Origin of the sequence: Allokutzneria sp. A3M-2-11 16 (genome assembly GCF_024213555.1) — a bacterium.
GTDB lineage: Bacteria > Actinomycetota > Actinomycetes > Mycobacteriales > Pseudonocardiaceae > Allokutzneria.
Window position 1 is genome coordinate 390,513 of record NZ_JANAVO010000003.1, and the last position, 15,255, is coordinate 405,767.

15 protein-coding genes are annotated in these 15,255 nt (G+C 70.1%); 5 read left to right on the forward strand and 10 right to left on the reverse strand.

The annotated features are described in order from the left end of the window. Positions 1 to 80: 80 nt before the first annotated feature. Positions 81 to 986: an NAD(P)-dependent oxidoreductase gene (locus tag NLX83_RS23550; RefSeq protein WP_254237297.1), complete on the forward strand. Its 906-nt coding sequence runs from the start codon at positions 81 to 83 to the stop codon at positions 984 to 986. On the opposite strand, the gene ku is transcribed toward NLX83_RS23550, so the two are convergent. Both ku and NLX83_RS23560 read right to left on the reverse strand, forming a co-directional pair. Beyond that, complete coding sequence (gene ku, locus NLX83_RS23555) at positions 943 to 1,851, reverse strand: non-homologous end joining protein Ku (RefSeq protein WP_254237298.1); 909 nt, start codon at positions 1,849 to 1,851, stop codon at positions 943 to 945. The genes NLX83_RS23550 and ku overlap by 44 nt on opposite strands. A gap of 34 nt (positions 1,852 to 1,885) precedes the next feature. Next, complete coding sequence (locus NLX83_RS23560; protein ID WP_254237299.1) at positions 1,886 to 2,563, reverse strand: hypothetical protein; 678 nt, start codon at positions 2,561 to 2,563, stop codon at positions 1,886 to 1,888. Between the two features lie 98 nt (positions 2,564 to 2,661). Here NLX83_RS23560 and NLX83_RS23565 point away from each other — a divergent pair, with 98 nt between their 5' ends. Beyond that, positions 2,662 to 3,297, forward strand: a complete 636-nt coding sequence (locus NLX83_RS23565) for a GntR family transcriptional regulator (protein ID WP_254237468.1) — start codon at positions 2,662 to 2,664, stop codon at positions 3,295 to 3,297. A 237-nt stretch (positions 3,298 to 3,534) separates the two neighbouring features. Here NLX83_RS23565 and NLX83_RS23570 read toward each other — a convergent pair whose 3' ends face one another. Next, on the reverse strand, positions 3,535 to 4,239 hold the full coding sequence (locus NLX83_RS23570; RefSeq protein WP_254237300.1) for a luciferase domain-containing protein: 705 nt from the start codon (positions 4,237 to 4,239) through the stop codon (positions 3,535 to 3,537). A gap of 203 nt (positions 4,240 to 4,442) precedes the next feature. On the opposite strand from NLX83_RS23570, the gene fabG reads away from it, so the two are divergent. The 3 genes from fabG to NLX83_RS23585 all read left to right on the forward strand — a co-directional run bounded on the left by fabG (position 4,443) and on the right by NLX83_RS23585 (position 7,217). After that, positions 4,443 to 5,144: a 3-oxoacyl-ACP reductase FabG gene (gene fabG / locus NLX83_RS23575; protein ID WP_254237301.1), complete on the forward strand. Its 702-nt coding sequence runs from the start codon at positions 4,443 to 4,445 to the stop codon at positions 5,142 to 5,144. Positions 5,145 to 5,182: 38 nt separating this feature from the next. Next, on the forward strand, positions 5,183 to 5,986 hold the full coding sequence (fabI, locus tag NLX83_RS23580) for an enoyl-ACP reductase FabI (RefSeq protein ID WP_254237302.1): 804 nt from the start codon (positions 5,183 to 5,185) through the stop codon (positions 5,984 to 5,986). Between the two features lie 169 nt (positions 5,987 to 6,155). Then, positions 6,156 to 7,217: a ferrochelatase gene (locus NLX83_RS23585; protein ID WP_254237303.1), complete on the forward strand. Its 1,062-nt coding sequence runs from the start codon at positions 6,156 to 6,158 to the stop codon at positions 7,215 to 7,217. On the opposite strand, the gene NLX83_RS23590 is transcribed toward NLX83_RS23585, so the two are convergent. From NLX83_RS23590 to NLX83_RS23620, 7 genes are all read right to left on the reverse strand, one after another. Further along, a complete protein-coding gene (locus NLX83_RS23590; protein WP_254237304.1) occupies positions 7,207 to 9,006 on the reverse strand; it encodes an ABC transporter ATP-binding protein in 1,800 nt (599 codons plus the stop codon). The genes NLX83_RS23585 and NLX83_RS23590 overlap by 11 nt on opposite strands. Next, a complete protein-coding gene (locus NLX83_RS23595) occupies positions 9,003 to 12,101 on the reverse strand; it encodes a lantibiotic dehydratase (RefSeq protein ID WP_254237305.1) in 3,099 nt (1,032 codons plus the stop codon). The genes NLX83_RS23590 and NLX83_RS23595 overlap by 4 nt, the downstream gene beginning before the upstream one ends. Before the next feature lie 19 nt (positions 12,102 to 12,120). Further along, a complete protein-coding gene (locus tag NLX83_RS23600; protein WP_254237306.1) occupies positions 12,121 to 13,371 on the reverse strand; it encodes a lanthionine synthetase C family protein in 1,251 nt (416 codons plus the stop codon). 92 nt (positions 13,372 to 13,463) lie between these two features. After that, on the reverse strand, positions 13,464 to 13,601 hold the full coding sequence (locus NLX83_RS23605; protein WP_254237307.1) for an FDLD family class I lanthipeptide: 138 nt from the start codon (positions 13,599 to 13,601) through the stop codon (positions 13,464 to 13,466). Positions 13,602 to 13,748: 147 nt separating this feature from the next. Then, a complete protein-coding gene (locus NLX83_RS23610; RefSeq protein ID WP_254237308.1) occupies positions 13,749 to 13,907 on the reverse strand; it encodes an FDLD family class I lanthipeptide in 159 nt (52 codons plus the stop codon). Between the two features lie 47 nt (positions 13,908 to 13,954). Then, the gene (locus NLX83_RS23615) at positions 13,955 to 14,077 is read right to left on the reverse strand and encodes an FDLD family class I lanthipeptide (RefSeq protein WP_254237309.1); all 123 of its coding nucleotides are present in this window, start codon (positions 14,075 to 14,077) and stop codon (positions 13,955 to 13,957) included. Between the two features lie 81 nt (positions 14,078 to 14,158). Then, positions 14,159 to 15,133 (reverse strand): LysR family transcriptional regulator, encoded by a 975-nt coding sequence (locus tag NLX83_RS23620; RefSeq protein ID WP_254237310.1) that lies wholly within the window; start codon positions 15,131 to 15,133, stop codon positions 14,159 to 14,161. Between the last annotated feature and the right edge of the window lie 122 nt (positions 15,134 to 15,255).

Below are 15,255 nucleotides of genomic sequence, written 5' to 3' on the forward strand. Positions count from 1 at the left end.
GTCCGCTTCTTCACCGGGAGCCTCACTGACAAAAAGGTAGGTACTTGTCGGGTTGTTCGTGCCGAGCAAGCATGAGTCACATGTCGGACAACAACAACCGCACGGACGTCACACTCGTCGGGCTCGGATCGATGGGAGCGGAGCTGGCGAGGGCGTTCATCAGGGCCGGGCACCACACGACGGTGTGGAACCGGACGAAGGAGAAGGGCGCGGCGCTGGCCGTGGAAGGGGCGGTGCACGAACTGTCCATTGAGGACGCTGTGGCGGCGAGCCCGCTCGTCATCACGTGCCTCACGACGTACGAAGCGACGCTGGAGGCGTTGGAGCCCGCAGTGCTCGAAGGCCGCACGCTGATCACGCTGAACTCGGGAACTCCCAGCGGCGCAAGGACAATGGCCGCGTGGGCGGCTTCGCGCGGTGCTGACTACCTTGATGGAGCGGTGAAGAACGTTCCGGACGCGGTCGGCAAGCCGGACACGTTGTTGTACTACAGCGGTGACAAGGCGGTATTCGACCGCTACGCGGAGACACTTCGCGTGCTCGGCGGGCAGACCGTGCACCTCGGTGAGGAGGTCGACCTCGCGGCGCTCTACGAGTACGCGGTCGGCGGCACGCTGCTCCCCGCGCTGCTCGGGTTCTTCCAGGCCGCGGCGTTGGTCACAGGGCGAGGCTTGCCCGCGAGCTCGCTGGTGCCGTACACGGTGTCCTGGTTGGAGATGATCGGTTCGGTTCTGCCAAGCCTGGCAAGGGAAATCGACGCGGGGGACTACGGGCGACCCGCCTCGTCGCTCGGGTTGTTCCACGAGGGCATCGTGTATGACGAGGAGATGGGCAGGGAGGGCGGCATCGACGTCAGCTGGCACGCGCCCATGCACGACCTGCTCCGTCGCGCGGTCGCCGAGGGGCACGCCGGTGACAGCATCTCCGTGCTGACCGAGCTGCTCAGGAAGCCCGTCGCACCGCCTTCTCCAGCTCCGCTCGGCTGAGCTTGGACCTGCCCTTGATGTCCAGTTCCTTCGCCATGGCTTCGAGCTCGGTCTTGCGCAGACCGGACAGGTCCGGCTTTCCCTTGCCCTTGCGGGCTTTCTCGACACTGCGGCGCAGGGCCTCCATCAGGTCGACGACGCCGGTGGGCTCCGGCGGCTCGGACTCCGCGACGACCGCCTTGCCCTTCTTCTTGTCCCGCACCAGTTTCTTCACCTTCGCGGTGTAGGTGTCGCGGTAGTCCTTCGGGTTCCACGCCCCGCTCATCGACTCGATGAGGCTGGTCGCCATGCTCAGCTCCTTGCCGCGCACGGTCGCCTTGCGCGGCAAGGACTCCAGCTCCCCGGGATCGCGGATCTCGTCGGCGAAGAACATCGTCTCCAGCACCAGACCGTGTTCGCCCGCCCGCACCGCGGTCAGGTACTCCTTGCCGTGCATGACGAACGTGGCGATGCCCGCCCGCTCCGTCTCGGCCATCGCCTGCCACAGCAACCGGTACACCCGGTCGTAGTCGGAGCTGGCCGGGGCGAGCCAGTAGGTCCGGTCGAAGTACATCGGGTCGATCTCGTCGAGCGAGACGAAGGTGGAGATCTCCAGCGTGCGCGAACGGCCGGGCGCGATCTCGGCCAGCTCCTCGGGTTCGACCACCACGTGCTGCCCGTCGTCGAGCTCGTAGCCCTTGACGATCTCGGAACGGTCGACCTCGTCGCCGGTGCGCTCGTTGACCCTGCGGTTCCGGATGCGGTCGGCCGTGCCGCGCTCCAGCTGGTGGAAGTGCACGGTGTGGTCGCTGGTCGCGCTGTACAGGCCAACGGGGATGCTCACCAGCCCGAAGGTCACCGTGCCCGACCAGATCGCTCTCGGCATGACGTCCTCCTTCGCGTTCCCGCGTGGAGTACCCCTATTCCGCGCGTTTCAGCCGCTCCACCTTCGCGCGCGCCTCGTCGAGGCGTTCCTCCGCGGCGGCCAACCGCTCCCGCGCCGCGTCCACTTCGCGCCGCGCGTCGGCGCATTCGGCCTCCGCGGCCCTGAACGCGCCCTCGGCCTCGGCCAGCTTCTTCTTGTCCGGCCTGGGTTTCTGCTTGGCCCGCTTCACCGGCAGCGCCGCGGTCACCTCCGGCCAGCTCGCCCGGTCGTCCAGCCGCAACGTCGTCGTCAGCCGCCCCGCCTCCAGCACCGCCGCCGCGTCCGGGTCGCTGAGCGCGGTCGTCAGGCTCTCCTCCAGCTCCCGCTCCACCGACGCGCTCAGCGAGTGCATCCCGGCCGCGAGCTTGATCAGCTCGCGCACCGTCCGATGCCGTCGCTGCCCCAGCTCCCGCAGCTTCGCCCCGTCGAGCGTGGTGTGCGCCGCGCGCAGGTCCACGCCCAGCTCCAGCAGCCCGTCCACCTCCTCGGAGTGCTCGCGGACGAGCCGGTTCACCAACCAAGCCGCTGTAGAAGGCTTGCGCTGCGCGGAAATCACCTCGGCCGCTTCGGCGTCCCCCTCCTGCTTCGCCTCCGCCACCCTGCCGTTGCGCGCCGCCGTGAACTCGCGCGGCTCCAGGCCGTAGAGCTCGGTGATGATCGCCTCCGTGTCCACACCGACGATCGTGCAACAAACGCGCCGCCATCGCCCGCCCGCGGGGCACGGCCTAGAGTCTTGGTATGGCTCAGCGGGTGAACGACGTGCCGAAGCGGATGCTCACCGAGCAGGTGTACACCGACCTGCGTGACGCGATCATGCGCGGCGAGTTCACGCCGGGGCAGGCGTTGAAGCCGCAGGAGCTGGCGACGCGGCACGGGGTGAGCCTGGTCGTGGTGCGCGAGGCGCTGGTGCGAGCGGTGGGGGAGGGCATCGCGGATCGCCTGCCCAACCGGGGGTTCGCGGTTCCGGAGTTCTCCGACCAGCGGTGGCAGGAGATCGCCGAGGCCCGCAGGACGATCGAGCCCGCGGTGCTGCGGATGGCGATCGAACGCGGCGACCTCGACTGGGAGGCGCGGGTGCGGGCGGCGCACCACAGGCTGGCGCGGACGCCGATGCACGTGCCGGAGGAGGGCGAGTACTTCAGCGAAGCCTGGTCGCTGGCGCACCGGGACTTCCACCGGGCGTTGCTGGAGGGGTGCGGCAACGCGGTGCTGCTGGACACCTTCGACCGGATGTGGGTGGCGAGCGAGCTGGCCCGGCGGTGGTCGCTCAACCGGAACCCGCGACGGGATCTCGTCGCCGAGCACCGCTGCCTGGAGGAGCTGACCCTGGCGCGCGACGCGGACGGGGCGGGCCAGGCCCTCTGCGACCACCTGACCCTGACCGCCGCAGGGCTGACCGAGGCCTAGCCCCGCGTCCCGCAAGCCCCCGCCCGCACTCCGCACACCGAGTAAACTCAGCCCATGCACTCCACCCGCCCGCACACCCCATCCCCCGCGGGCGTGGTCTAGAGAACCCCGTTTCGTACTCATAACGGGAAAAAGAGCGCTCCAAAATCCCGATAAGAGTACGAAACGGATTTGGGCTGCGCTGGGGATGGTTCGCGGGGGTGTCACGATCGCGGGTGACTGCTCGCGGGACGCGGACTAGCGCGCTCCGGTGGCGTAGGCGGACGCGGCTTCGAGGATCTGCCGAATGACGTCGGCCTCCTCGACGGTGCGCGGCGAGTACACGAAGATGTACGCCAGCGGCATGTTCGGGTAGTCGCCCGCCAGGGGGTGCCGTTCTCCCCATCCCGCCTCCAGCACGGTGATCGCGTCGGTCGGGCTCAGGATCATGTGCATCGAGCCGTCGGTGGGGTGGATGTGCGCCACCTCGCCCTGGGTCACCTTGATGATCTCCGGCGCGCGGGCGAGGTCGACGACGGTGATCGCGTCGCTGTGCTTCTCGAAGAAGCTCATGCGGTACTCGATGAGGCCGGGCTCCCGCGCGGCGCGGGCGTCGAAGTGGTCGAGGACGGCGACGCGGCCGCGCAGCGAGCCGGGCTGGTCGGTCTGCCGGTGCGGCACCGGGTGCGCGCCGACGTTGGGCCGCGGGCCGTCGCGCTTCGGGATCGGCTTCAGCCACCGCCCGTCGCCCAGCTGCCCGACCAGCGGGCGGAACGGGGCGGGATCGGTGGTCTCGCTCTTCTGCAGTCGCAGCCAGTTGACCCGCACCCAGCCCGCGGGCGTGTTGGGGATGCCGCCCGGGCCGAGCGCGCGCCACTGCTCGTAGTCACAGCCCCCGGCGAGGCCGACGCCGAACGCGGCCCCGGCCAGCAGGGTCCGTCTGGCGATCTTCTTCCCGTCCATGCACTTCTCCCCGGAAAATCGATTATTTGGCGGATAGTCTATTGGGAGGATGTGAGGGTGATGTGAGGCGGTTTGTTCCTGGGTTGACCTCGGCTCCCGGCTGAGCGGAACGGTGCGGGGCTGCCGGGGGCGGGGTATTCGGGTTTGTCGCTGACCAGATAGCCTGACCGCCGTTCGCGCCACGGCTGTCTAGGGAGTGCTCTGTGTCTCGGTCCGTACTGGTCACTGGTGGTAACCGTGGGATCGGACTGGCGATCGCCAGGGCCTTCGCCGAGCAGGGTGACAAGGTCGCGGTGACCCACCGCGGCTCCGGCGCGCCGGACGGGTTGTTCGGGGTGCGCTGCGACGTCACCGACGCCGCCCAGGTGGACGAGGCGTTCTCCGAGATCGAGCGGCAGCACGGTCCCGTCGAGATCCTCGTCTCCAACGCGGGCATCACCGACGACACCCTGCTGCTGCGGATGAGCGAGGAGCAGTTCACCCGGGTCGTCGACGCCAACCTGACCGCCGCGTACCGGGTGGCCAAGCGCGCGTCCATGGGCATGCTGCGCAAGCGCTGGGGCCGGATGATCTTCATCTCCTCGGTGATCGGCCTCTCCGGCGGCGCCGGGCAGGTCAACTACGCGGCCAGCAAGGCGGGCCTGGTCGGCCTGGCCCGCTCGGTGGCCAGGGAGCTGGGCTCGCGCAACATCACCGCGAACGTGATCGCGCCCGGCTTCATCGAGACCGACATGACCGCGCACCTGAAGGAGAAGCTGGACGCCGAGATGGCCCGGGTGCCCGCGGGCCGCGCCGGCAAGCCCGAGGAGATCGCCTCCGCCGCCGTCTTCCTCGGCTCCGATGCCGCCTCCTACGTCACCGGCGCAGTGCTGCCCGTCGACGGCGGCATGGGCATGGGGCACTAGAATTCCGCGATCGACCGTCCACAGTGGAGGATGAACAGGTGTCAGGTCTGCTCGCCGGTAAACGACTGCTGATCACGGGTGTGATCACGGAGTCCTCGATCGCGTTCGACGTCGCGAAGATCGCACAGCAGCAGGGCGCCACGGTCGTGCTCACCGGCTTCGGCCGGATGAGCCTGGTGGAGCGCATCGCCAAGCGCCTGCCCGAGCCGCCGGTGGTGCTCGAACTGGACGTGACCAACCAGGAGCACCTGGACAGCCTCGCCGACCGCGTGCGCGAGCACGTCGACGGCCTGGACGGGGTGCTGCACTCCATCGGTTTCGCGCCCGCCTCCTGCCTGTCCGGGGAGTACCTGGACACGCCGTGGGAGGACGTCTCCACCGCGATGCACGTCTCCGCGTACTCCTACGCCGCGCTGACCAAGGCGTGCCTGCCGCTGATGGGCCGAGGTGGCTCGATCGTCGGCCTGGACTTCGACGCGCGGTTCGCGTGGCAGAACTACAACTGGATGGGCGCGGCCAAGGCTGCGCTGGAGTCGATCAACCGCTACCTCGCGCGGGAGATGGGCCGCCTGCACGGGATCAGGGTCAACCTGGTCGCGGCGGGCCCGATCCGCAGCACCGCGGCGCGGTCGATCCCGAACTTCGACTCCATGGAGGGCCAGTGGAACGCGCGCGCTCCGCTGGGCTGGGACCCGACCGACCGCGAGCCGACCGCGCGCACCTGCTGCGTGCTGCTCTCGGACTGGATGCCCGCGACCACCGGCACCATGGTGTGGGCCGACGGCGGTTTCTCCGCGATCGGTGACCGCGTCGACCCGTTCGAGGCCGAGCCGAAGACCTGACCCAGCGCGGGTTCGCCGGTCTTCAAGTACCCCGCACCCCCGCCCCAGCTGTCCGCAACCGCCCCATACCTCCGTGGTATGGGGCGGTTTGCGATGTTCTGGGGCGGGGTCGGTAGGACTTGAAGACCGGCGGACCCTGCGCGAGCGGGGTGGGGTGGTGAGGGGGAGGATGGGTGGTGTGAGTGGCTTCGACGCGGTGCTGGTGTTGTCCTTCGGCGGACCGGAGGGACCGGACGAGGTCCGGCCGTTCCTGGAGAACGTGGTGCGCGGCCGGGGTGTCCCGCCCGAGCGGCTGGACGCGGTCGAGGAGCACTACCAGCACTTCGGCGGCGTCTCGCCGATCAACCGGCTGAACCTGGCGATCATCGACGCGGTGCGCGCCGAGCTGGACCGCCGCGGCATGGACCTGCCTGTCTACTTCGGCAACCGGAACTGGCACCCGATGGTGGAGGACACCGTCGCGAAGATGGCCGAGGACGGCGTCAAGCGCGCGCTCGTCTTCGCCACCAGCGCATACGGCGGCTACTCCGCGTGCCGCCAGTACGACGAGGACATCGAGCGCGCCCGCGCCGCGGTCGGCGAGTCAGCGCCGGAACTGGTGAAGCTGCGGCACTTCTACGATCACCCGCTGTTCATCGACGCGTGCACTGACGCGGTCCTCGCCGCGCGCGCGGAGCTGCCGGAGGCCCAGCGCGCCGCCGCCCGCCTCGTCTTCACCGCGCACTCCGTGCCGACGAGCGCCGATCGCGCGTCCGGTCCGCCCGCGGAGGGTGGTCACCGCTACTCGCGGCAGATCGCCGAGGCGTCGCGCCTGGTGTCGCTCGAAGCCGACATGCCGCACTACGACGTGGTCTGGCAGTCCCGGTCGGGGCCGCCGCAGGTGCCGTGGCTGGAGCCGGACATCGTCGACCACCTCGACGCGCTCAACCGCGACAACGTCAGCGCGGTGGTGGCGTGCCCGATCGGCTTCGTCAGCGATCACCTCGAAGTCATCTGGGACCTGGACACCGAAGCCCGCGAGCACGCGGAGAAGCTGGGCATGGCGTGGGCGCGCGCCGGAACCGCCGGACCTGACCCGCGCTTCGCCGAGCTCGTCGTGGAACTGATCCGCGAGCACACCGAAGGCGTTGCCCCGCGCAGGCTTTCCGCGCTGCCGCACGGGGGTTGCACGGTGAACGGAGCCCCGTGCGCGCCGTTGTGCTGCGAGCCGCAACGCCGCCCTACGAGGTGACCGGCTCGTCGAGGTAACCGGCGGCCTGGAGGCGGAAAAGGTTGGCGTAGACGCCATCCGTCGCCATCAGGTCGCCGTGCGTGCCCTCTTCGAGCACCCGGCCGTGGTCGATGACGACGATGTGGTCGGCGGCCCGGACGGTGGAGAAGCGGTGCGCGATCAGCAGCGTGGTCGCGCGCCCGGCGATCTCGCTCATCCGCGCGAAGATCTCCGCCTCGGCCGCGGCGTCGATGGCCGCGGTCGGTTCGTCGAGCACCACGATCGGCGCGTCCCGCAGGAAAGCCCTGGACAGCGCGACCTTCTGCCACTGGCCGCCGGAGAGCTGGCTGCCCCCGGCGAACCACCGGCCGAGCTGGGTGTCCAGCCCCTGCGGTAGATCCTCCACGAAGGACAGTGCGTCGGCCCGGCCGGCGGCACCGCGGATCGCGGCGGTGTCGTCGAGCTCGCTGGCCCGCCCGAACCCGATGTTCTCCCGCGCGCTCGCCTCGTACTGCACGAAGTCCTGGAAGATCACGCCGATGTTGGCGCGCAGGTCCGCAAGGTCGTACTCGGTCAGCGGCACGCCGTCGATGAGGATCTGCCCGCCGGTCGGCTCGTAGAACCGGGCCAGCAGCTTGACCAGGGTGGTCTTGCCCGCGCCGTTCTGGCCGACGAGCGCGACGCACTTCCCGGCGGGCAGCACGAGGTTGAGGCCGGAGAGCACCGGGGTTTCGGTGCCGGGGTAGGTAAAGGAGACGTCGCGGAACTCGATGCCCCGGCTGAGCACGGGCGGGAACGGGCGCGTGCCGCAGGCCGGACCGCCCTCCTCGATGTCCAGGAAGCCGAACAGGTTGCCCAGGAACAGGTTGTGCTCGTAGAGCATGGCCATGCCGCCGAAGAGCGCCTGCACGGTGGACTGCACGAGGGTGATCGCGGACAGGTAACCGGCGAACTGCCCGACCTGCCCGGAGGCCATCGTGACCTGGAGCGCGTAGAGCGTCGCGCCGACCGCCGCGCAGACGCTGAGCAGGCCCAGTGCCCCGGACACCACGGCCTGCTTGCGTTCCAGGTCGCGGTCGACCCGGTAGAAGCGGTCGATGAGGTCGCGGTAGCGGCCGAGGAACAGCGGCCCGAGCCCGAAGAGGTGGGTCTCCTTGAACGAGCGGTCGTTGGTCACCAGGAACTGGAGGTAGGTCGCCCGGCGGCGGTCGGCCGACCGCTCGTTCTCGATCTTCCAGCCGACCCGGCTGTAGAACACCCTGCTGGCCATGGAAGGCAGCGGTGCCAACAGGATCGCGATCGCCACGCCGACGTTCCAGGACAGCAGCACCACGCTGACCGCGATCAGCGACACCGCGCTGGAGACGGTGGTGATCAGGTGCGCGAAGATCTGGTAAGGCCGGTAGGCGGCCTCGCGGCTGGCCCGCTGGAGGCGGTCGTAGGTGGTGGAGTCCTCGAAGTGCTCCAGCCGCAACCGCGTCGCCTTGGCCATGATCCGCTCGTTGACCGTGTTGGACATCCGCAGCTGGAGCAGGGTTTCCAGGTAGTTCCGGCCGATCGCCAGCACGTGCGTGAGCACCATCAGCCCGCACAGCGCCACCCCGGCGGTGAACGCGCTGTCCACCGCGGCCGGCGCGCCCCGGCTGGCCACGGCGTCCGCGACGCCCTGCACGGCCAGCGTTGTCAGCTGCACCGTGGCCGCGGGCAGCAGCGATGCCAGCGCCGCCACCGTGATCACGCCGCCGACGTGCCAGGGGCTGACCTCCCAGAGCAGCCTCAGCGCGCGGGCCCAGTTGCCCCGGTCCTTCATGCGGGCCGTCCCTTGATCAGGCGCAGGGCGAGCGACCACAGCTGGTAGCACTCGTTCTCCCGCTCGTTGTCGATGCCCAGCAACCGGTTGGCCTGCATGTGCGCCAGGCTGCCGAGGACGCGGCCCTCCGTGCCCACCAGGCGACCGGCGGCGGCCAGCTCGCGGACGCGCTCCCCGGCCGCGCGCAGGCTTTCCCGTTGCCCGGCGAGGATGGTGGTCAGCGCGTCCAGGTGCTGCCGCGCCACTGGATCGGGGTGCGCGTCCCAGGGCTCCAGCAGGTCGCACAACAGCGTCCGGACTTCCTTGAACCGCGTGCGCATCGCATCCGGCACGGTGTCCACAGTAGACGGAGCGGCACCCCAGTCCCGGTACAGGGAGTGCTGGGCCATCGTGCACACCACGTCCGGCGAGAGGTCCGGGTTGGCGCGCAGGTACCGCACCAGGCCCGCGCAGACGGCGCTGTTGGCCTCGAAGGTGGCCTCCACCGCGTCGTACGCCTCCGGTCCGCCGTAGCGCTCCAGCTCGACGTCGTAGCTCGACAGCGCGATGTCGTTGGCCAGCCCGGCTTCCACGACCTGCTTCCCCCAGGCCAGCACGCGCGCCAGCACGCCGGGGACGGCGCCCGGATCGGGCACGTGGAGCCGGAACCGCAGGTGCGGGTAGGGATCGGCGTAGCGGATGAAGAACCACCGGTCCACCACGCCTTCCGCGCGCAGTGCCGCGGCCAGCTCGGGCATCGGTCCGCCGACGATGTCGTCGTGCTGGGTCAGCGCCGAGTACAGCTTCAGGTAGATCCACTCATCCCCGGCCAGTCGTCGCCGGGACGCCGCACCGTGCGCGGGCGGATCGAGCGCGACCGGCTTGCGCCGCACCGACTCCTCGGTCCTGGCCAGCATTGGCACCACGATCTCGGAGAAGTACCCGCGACCGTCCACATCGGACAACCACGCCTGGGAGAAGTCCGGGAGCAGCTCGTGCAGCACGACCGGCCGCTTCTGGTCCGCTCGCCTGGCCCGCGCCAGCTCGGCGTGCAGCTCCGCCACGCAGAGCGGGTGCTCCAGGTCGAGGGCGAGCCGGTTGTCGAACACGGCGAGGAAAACGTGCCGCGGCACCCGCCACTCCGCGCGCCAGCGGCTCAGCGACTCTGCGAACTCGGCGCCGTCCTCGGGGAACTGGTGGGTGAACAGGTGCCAGCGCGCGGGGGAGAGCACGATCCGCCCGCGCCGCACGCGGGGCAGATGGGGGAAAGCGGTGGCCGCGCCCCAGTCGAAGTCGGCGAGCGGGGCGAACCCGTCCTCCGACAGCTCCAGCAGGAAACGGCAGACGTTCGGCGCGGTCGACGGGTTGAGCATGTGCCCCTGGGTGACGCGGAGTTCCTTGTCCAGCCGCCGCGAGCGCAGGTAGAAGCGGTCCACCGTCGCGCCGACCACGATGTCGGACAAGAGGATCTGATTCTCCTCCGGCACGGAGGGCGCGGTGTTCACGCAGATCTCGTAGCTGCGCACCTGCGGGTGCACCGCCACGTTCCCGTTGCGGCCCCGTGGTGAGGCGTAGCTGAGGTCGGCGAAAACGAGATCGGGGCAGAGCGCTTCCTCCGCGCGGGCGAACTCGCGCAGCTCGGCCAGCGCGGACCCGTCGACCAGGTCGAAGAACCTGCCGAACGTGCGACCGCCGTCCGTCATCGTGCCGGGGGCCACGACGAACCGGTAGTCACCGGAGTCCACCGCCTCGCGGGAGGACGCCGCGACCTGCGCGTACAGGTCCAGCGAGGGGCGGCACCGGGCCTGTTCCCCGGTCGGCCGCCACGTCGTGAGCCGCTCCAGCAGCTCATCGGTCAGCTCGATCTCGTCCTGACCGCTCCGCAACGCCTCGGCCAGTACCGGCATCAGGATCAGATCGCGAGAGTTGTCGCGCTCGTTCGCCATGCGCGGCAACGGGGTCGTGCGCGTCGGCATGGTGTAGGTCGCCGGGGCGTCCAGGCCGCGCTCCGGGCTGAGCAGGTCCAGCACCGGGACCTCCGCGCCGATCCCGTACCGCTCAAGGAAAGCGGTGTGGTACTCGACGAGGTGCGGTCGGCGCTTGGCCGAGGAACCCACTCGTAGCAACAGTTCCGCGGCCTCGGCCGCATCCGCGGCGACCCGGGACGACAGGTCCGCGTCGGTGATGGCCAGCGCGGTGTCGAGCTGGAAGGTGTCCTTGGTGTGCTCCGGCGCCATTGCCCGCTGCTGCCGGACCAGTTCGTCCACAGTGGACACGTCCGCGCGGCCCGCGCACTCGTCGACGGCGGTGGCCAGCGCACGCGTCCGCTCCAGGCCGTCCCGCACCTCGCCCTGGTCGAGGCGCTTGAGGAGGTCCTGCTCCGGCAGGGCCACCGTCATCGCCGGGCGGAGGTCGCTGGTCAGCACGTGCAGGTCCCAGAGTTGCTTGACGAGGCCGCGGGCCTTCGCCCCGGTGGCGCCGGGAACCTCCTCGACGATGCGCCGCGCGATGTCGCCGACCGTGGTGCCCGGCCTGCCCGCCATGCGCACCGCGATCGCGGCGGGCGCGGTCAGCCGGAAGCCGATGTTGCGGTTGTCGGCCTGCCCGTGCACGTCGGCGTAGGGCAGCACGGCTCGGTCGCCGACCTGGTAGAGCATCGGGTGCACCGCGACGCGGGTTTCGTCGGGGAACGCCTCGTCCTCGTCGAGGCCCTTGATCACGGTCAGCAGCCAGCCGAGGTCCGCGCGCGTGCGGGTGCGCCCGACCGGATCGGCGGCCAGCGCGAGCGTGGTCCGCTCGGCGAACCGGCCGACCCCGATGCCGGAGAACAGCCCGTACGGCGTCGGCCGGGTGGACATCCTGGCCAGGTAGCGGAGCAGGGAGGAGTACGCGCGCGCGGACTTCTTGGAGGAACCGCCGAGGTGGGCCAGACCCGCGGTCAGGCTCGGGCTCGCGACGTGCAAAGCCTGTCGCACCAACGGTTCTTCGGCCAGTTCGCGCAGTCGCCGTCGCGCGTCGTCGGCCGAGCCACCGGTGATCGACAGGAACTCGTCCGCGGGCAGGGTGGGCGTGCGCACCATGAAGAACCCCGCCGCGCGGTAGACCGACTCGGTCATGACCTTCTCCTTCGAACCGCTATGCCAGCAGCAGTGCGCGAGTCCACCGCTTGTCGATGTCCCCGGTCGCGGTGAGCAGCGCGAGCGCCACTCCCGCCGAGCCGGTGAGCAATGAGGGATCGTCCATGCCGTCGCCGCGCACGATCAGCGGCGCGTCCTCGTCGCAGTGCGAGAGCACGTGCTCGGCCAGTTCCCCGACGCTGTCCCGGGCCACCGCGCTGTGCTCGGAGAAGACGGCGCAGATGGGGATGAGCCCGGCGGCGCCGTGGCACAGCGGGACCTCGGGCAGGCCGTCGAAGCTCCGCAGCGCGGACTCGAACCCGTCCACCGCGACAGCGCGAACAGTGTTGTCCCGCAAGGAAACGGAGGCGTTCAGCAGCGCGGACGCCACACCGGGGGCGCCGTAGCACCACGCGAGCCTGCCCGGTTCGAGATGATCACGGTCCTCGGTGCCGGACTCGGTCAGCGGCACACCGGCGGGCCACTTGCACGGCAGGTCGACGAGGTAGTCGGCGGTGCGCCGAATCGCCTCCACGATTCCGCCCCGGTGATATCCGGCTTGGTGGGCGAGGGAAAGCGCGCTCAGCGGGCCGGGAATGCCATGTGCCAGGCCGGTGTTCACATAACCGTGGGGATATCTGTCCGAATAGGACTCAAGCGGGAACAGGCGTGGCGGGATGAACCAGCGCTCCGGCTCGCACAGCCACACCAGATCATCGATCAGCACGTCGATCGCTTGCCGCACAAGGGGCTGCGGATCGGTGACGGTGATGAGGTAACCGAGCGTCCCCGCGGCTCCGGAGATCGCGTCGTAGTCGCTGTCGCGCACGCCGTCGTCCGAGCGCCAGCTCGGTGAGTCGACCACCTGCTCGGCCAGCTGGACGTCGAGCTTGTCGAGCGTGCCGCCGTAGCGGGGCTCCTCGCGCAGGGAGTCCGCGAAGGCGAAGGCCAGCCCGGCGGTGCCCGCGGAGAGGCCGGGATGGCTCAGCGGTGCGGAGAAGCTGGCCTGTGCCGCGGCGACGAGGTGCTGGTGGGCCAGTCCGCGCCAGTGCGCGGCCTCGGCCGGGAACGCGCGGTGGGCGGCCTGGAAGGCCACGGCGCTGCCCGCGGGTCCGGTGAACAGTCCCGGTCCGCCCCAGCCGAAGGGGTGGGTCGCGCGCTGCCGGGAGGCCGCGACCGCGTCGGCGACCGCCACGGGGTCGGCCAGCCGGGTCAGCATCAGCCTCGCGGTGTCCCGCGCACGCTCAGCCAGGGCCGGGTGCACCCGCATCACTCCTTGCCCGATCGTTTGTGCGTCCCAGTGCGCAGGGCCGGGTGTCGCGGCGATCGGCGCGGCCGCGACACCCGGGGCTCAGTACGTGGTCAGCAGAGGTAGATGGTGCACCGCAGGGAACACATGACCTGGGTGAAGGTCATGGCCTCGGCGTCGTGCTGCTCGCCGGGCGCGGTCACCCGGACGTCGAGGTCGAACTGGTCCAGCGCTGCCTGATCCGGATTCATGGGCACCTCTCCTTGTCGGACAACAACAAGGAGGGACGTTCCGGCCCGGGCACCGTCGCGGGCAATACACGATCGGAGCCCCGAATTTTAGGCTTCCGGCAGACCGGACAGCGGGACCCGGACTCCGGCCCGGGTCCCGCCGCGTGATCAGTTACCCGGCGCGGAGGTGGTGATGCCGCACTGCCCACCGCCGCAGGTGAAGCACGACCGGAGGGTGGTGGTGCCACCGGTGGCGAAGCCGTCCGCCTGCTCGCGCGGCGTGGACACGCGCACGTCGAGGTCGAACTGGTCCAGGTCCGGGTTCATCGTGGTGCCTTTCGAAGTCTGCGATCAGGACCGGGCCGGAAGCGTGATCAGCAGGGCCAGGTGGGGCACTGGAAGATCGCGGTCTTCGCGAGGGTCTCCGAGTCGCCGAACTCGCGCGGGGTGGTGACGTTGACGTCGAGGTCGAACTGGTCCATGGCCGTGCCTTTCATCGAGTGGAAACTTCTCCACCACTGTGCCTGTTACCTCGTCGTGACTTGGCCCGGTCATCGAAGACGCTGAAGGCCGGACGATCACCACTGTCCATTGTGGCTCGTCAGGGCCTGTGGGCGAACTTTTTTCGCGGACGAGTCCACAGTGGACGAATCGGCGGCCCCCGAATGGTGAAAATCGTTCTGGTGCAGCAGGTCGGTGAACGCGCTCAGCGCCGGGTTGGTGTTGCCCCGCGCCCAGCACAGCGCGAGCGTCCGCGGGAGGAGGCCGACGACCGGGCGGCTGACCAGGTCTGGGCGCTCGTAGTGCCGGGAGACGTGCTCGGCGACGAAGGCCACGCAGCCGCTCTGCGCGACCTGGGCCAGCAGCGTCTCCGGGTTGTCCACGCGGGGGCCGGGCACCGGGCTGCGGCCGTCCGGGCGCGGGTCGACGCGCCAGAAGTCCTGCCAGACCTGCGGAACCTCCGCGCGGTAGGTCGGCACCGGCACCTCGGCGAGATCGTCGAAGGTCAGGATGTCCTTGTGCGCCAACGGATGATCGACCGCGAGCATGGCCACGCGGTCCTCGACGGTCACCGGGACCACGTGCAGCCCCTCGGGCGGCGTCGGCATGCACAGCAGCCCGATGTCGGCGCGGCCGTCCAGTACGAACGCGGGCTGGTCGTGGTAGTCGAAGCGCTGGAACTCCAGGGCGATCTTCGGCTCGGCGAGGCGGAACCGGCGCAGCAGCTCGGCGAACTCGGGGTAACCGGCGTCGTTGCACAGGAACCCGACGCGGATGCGGCCGCGCAACCCGTCGCGGTACTCCCGGGCCGCGCGGTCCACCTCCTCGGCCGCGGTGAGCACGGCGCGCGCCTTCACCAGCACCTCCCGCCCGGCCTCGGTCAGCTCGACCCGGCGCGAGTCCCTGGTCAGCAGTGCCACCCCGAGGCCGCGCTCCAGCCCCTTGACCGCGTGGCTCAGCGCGGGCTGGGACATCCGCAGCCGCTGGGCCGCCCTACCGAAGTGGAGTTCCTCGGCGACCACGACGAAGTACCGCAGCGTGCGCAGCTCCATACCTCGGATGATAGCCATTCCGTATCGCTCGATTCGTTTCCTGTCTTGGACAACTTCAATTGCCGCCCATGAGACTGAACGCGTTCCCGGGCTTTTGGTCAGCATTGTGAAATGGGTGTGAA

What these genes read in the sequence shown, in the direction of transcription:
- NLX83_RS23550 (WP_254237297.1), top strand. Translation starts at nt 81, where the DNA reads ATGTCGGACAACAACAACCGCACGGACGTCACACTCGTCGGGCTCGGA.
- ku (WP_254237298.1), bottom strand. Translation starts at nt 1,851, where the DNA reads ATGCCGAGAGCGATCTGGTCGGGCACGGTGACCTTCGGGCTGGTGAGC.
- NLX83_RS23565 (WP_254237468.1), top strand. Translation starts at nt 2,662, where the DNA reads ATGCTCACCGAGCAGGTGTACACCGACCTGCGTGACGCGATCATGCGC.
- NLX83_RS23570 (WP_254237300.1), bottom strand. Translation starts at nt 4,239, where the DNA reads ATGGACGGGAAGAAGATCGCCAGACGGACCCTGCTGGCCGGGGCCGCG.
- NLX83_RS23585 (WP_254237303.1), top strand. Translation starts at nt 6,156, where the DNA reads ATGGGTGGTGTGAGTGGCTTCGACGCGGTGCTGGTGTTGTCCTTCGGC.
- NLX83_RS23590 (WP_254237304.1), bottom strand. Translation starts at nt 9,006, where the DNA reads ATGAAGGACCGGGGCAACTGGGCCCGCGCGCTGAGGCTGCTCTGGGAG.
- NLX83_RS23595 (WP_254237305.1), bottom strand. Translation starts at nt 12,101, where the DNA reads ATGACCGAGTCGGTCTACCGCGCGGCGGGGTTCTTCATGGTGCGCACG.
- NLX83_RS23600 (WP_254237306.1), bottom strand. Translation starts at nt 13,371, where the DNA reads ATGCGGGTGCACCCGGCCCTGGCTGAGCGTGCGCGGGACACCGCGAGG.
- NLX83_RS23605 (WP_254237307.1), bottom strand. Translation starts at nt 13,601, where the DNA reads ATGAATCCGGATCAGGCAGCGCTGGACCAGTTCGACCTCGACGTCCGG.
- NLX83_RS23610 (WP_254237308.1), bottom strand. Translation starts at nt 13,907, where the DNA reads ATGAACCCGGACCTGGACCAGTTCGACCTCGACGTGCGCGTGTCCACG.
- NLX83_RS23615 (WP_254237309.1), bottom strand. Translation starts at nt 14,077, where the DNA reads ATGAAAGGCACGGCCATGGACCAGTTCGACCTCGACGTCAACGTCACC.
- NLX83_RS23620 (WP_254237310.1), bottom strand. Translation starts at nt 15,133, where the DNA reads ATGGAGCTGCGCACGCTGCGGTACTTCGTCGTGGTCGCCGAGGAACTC.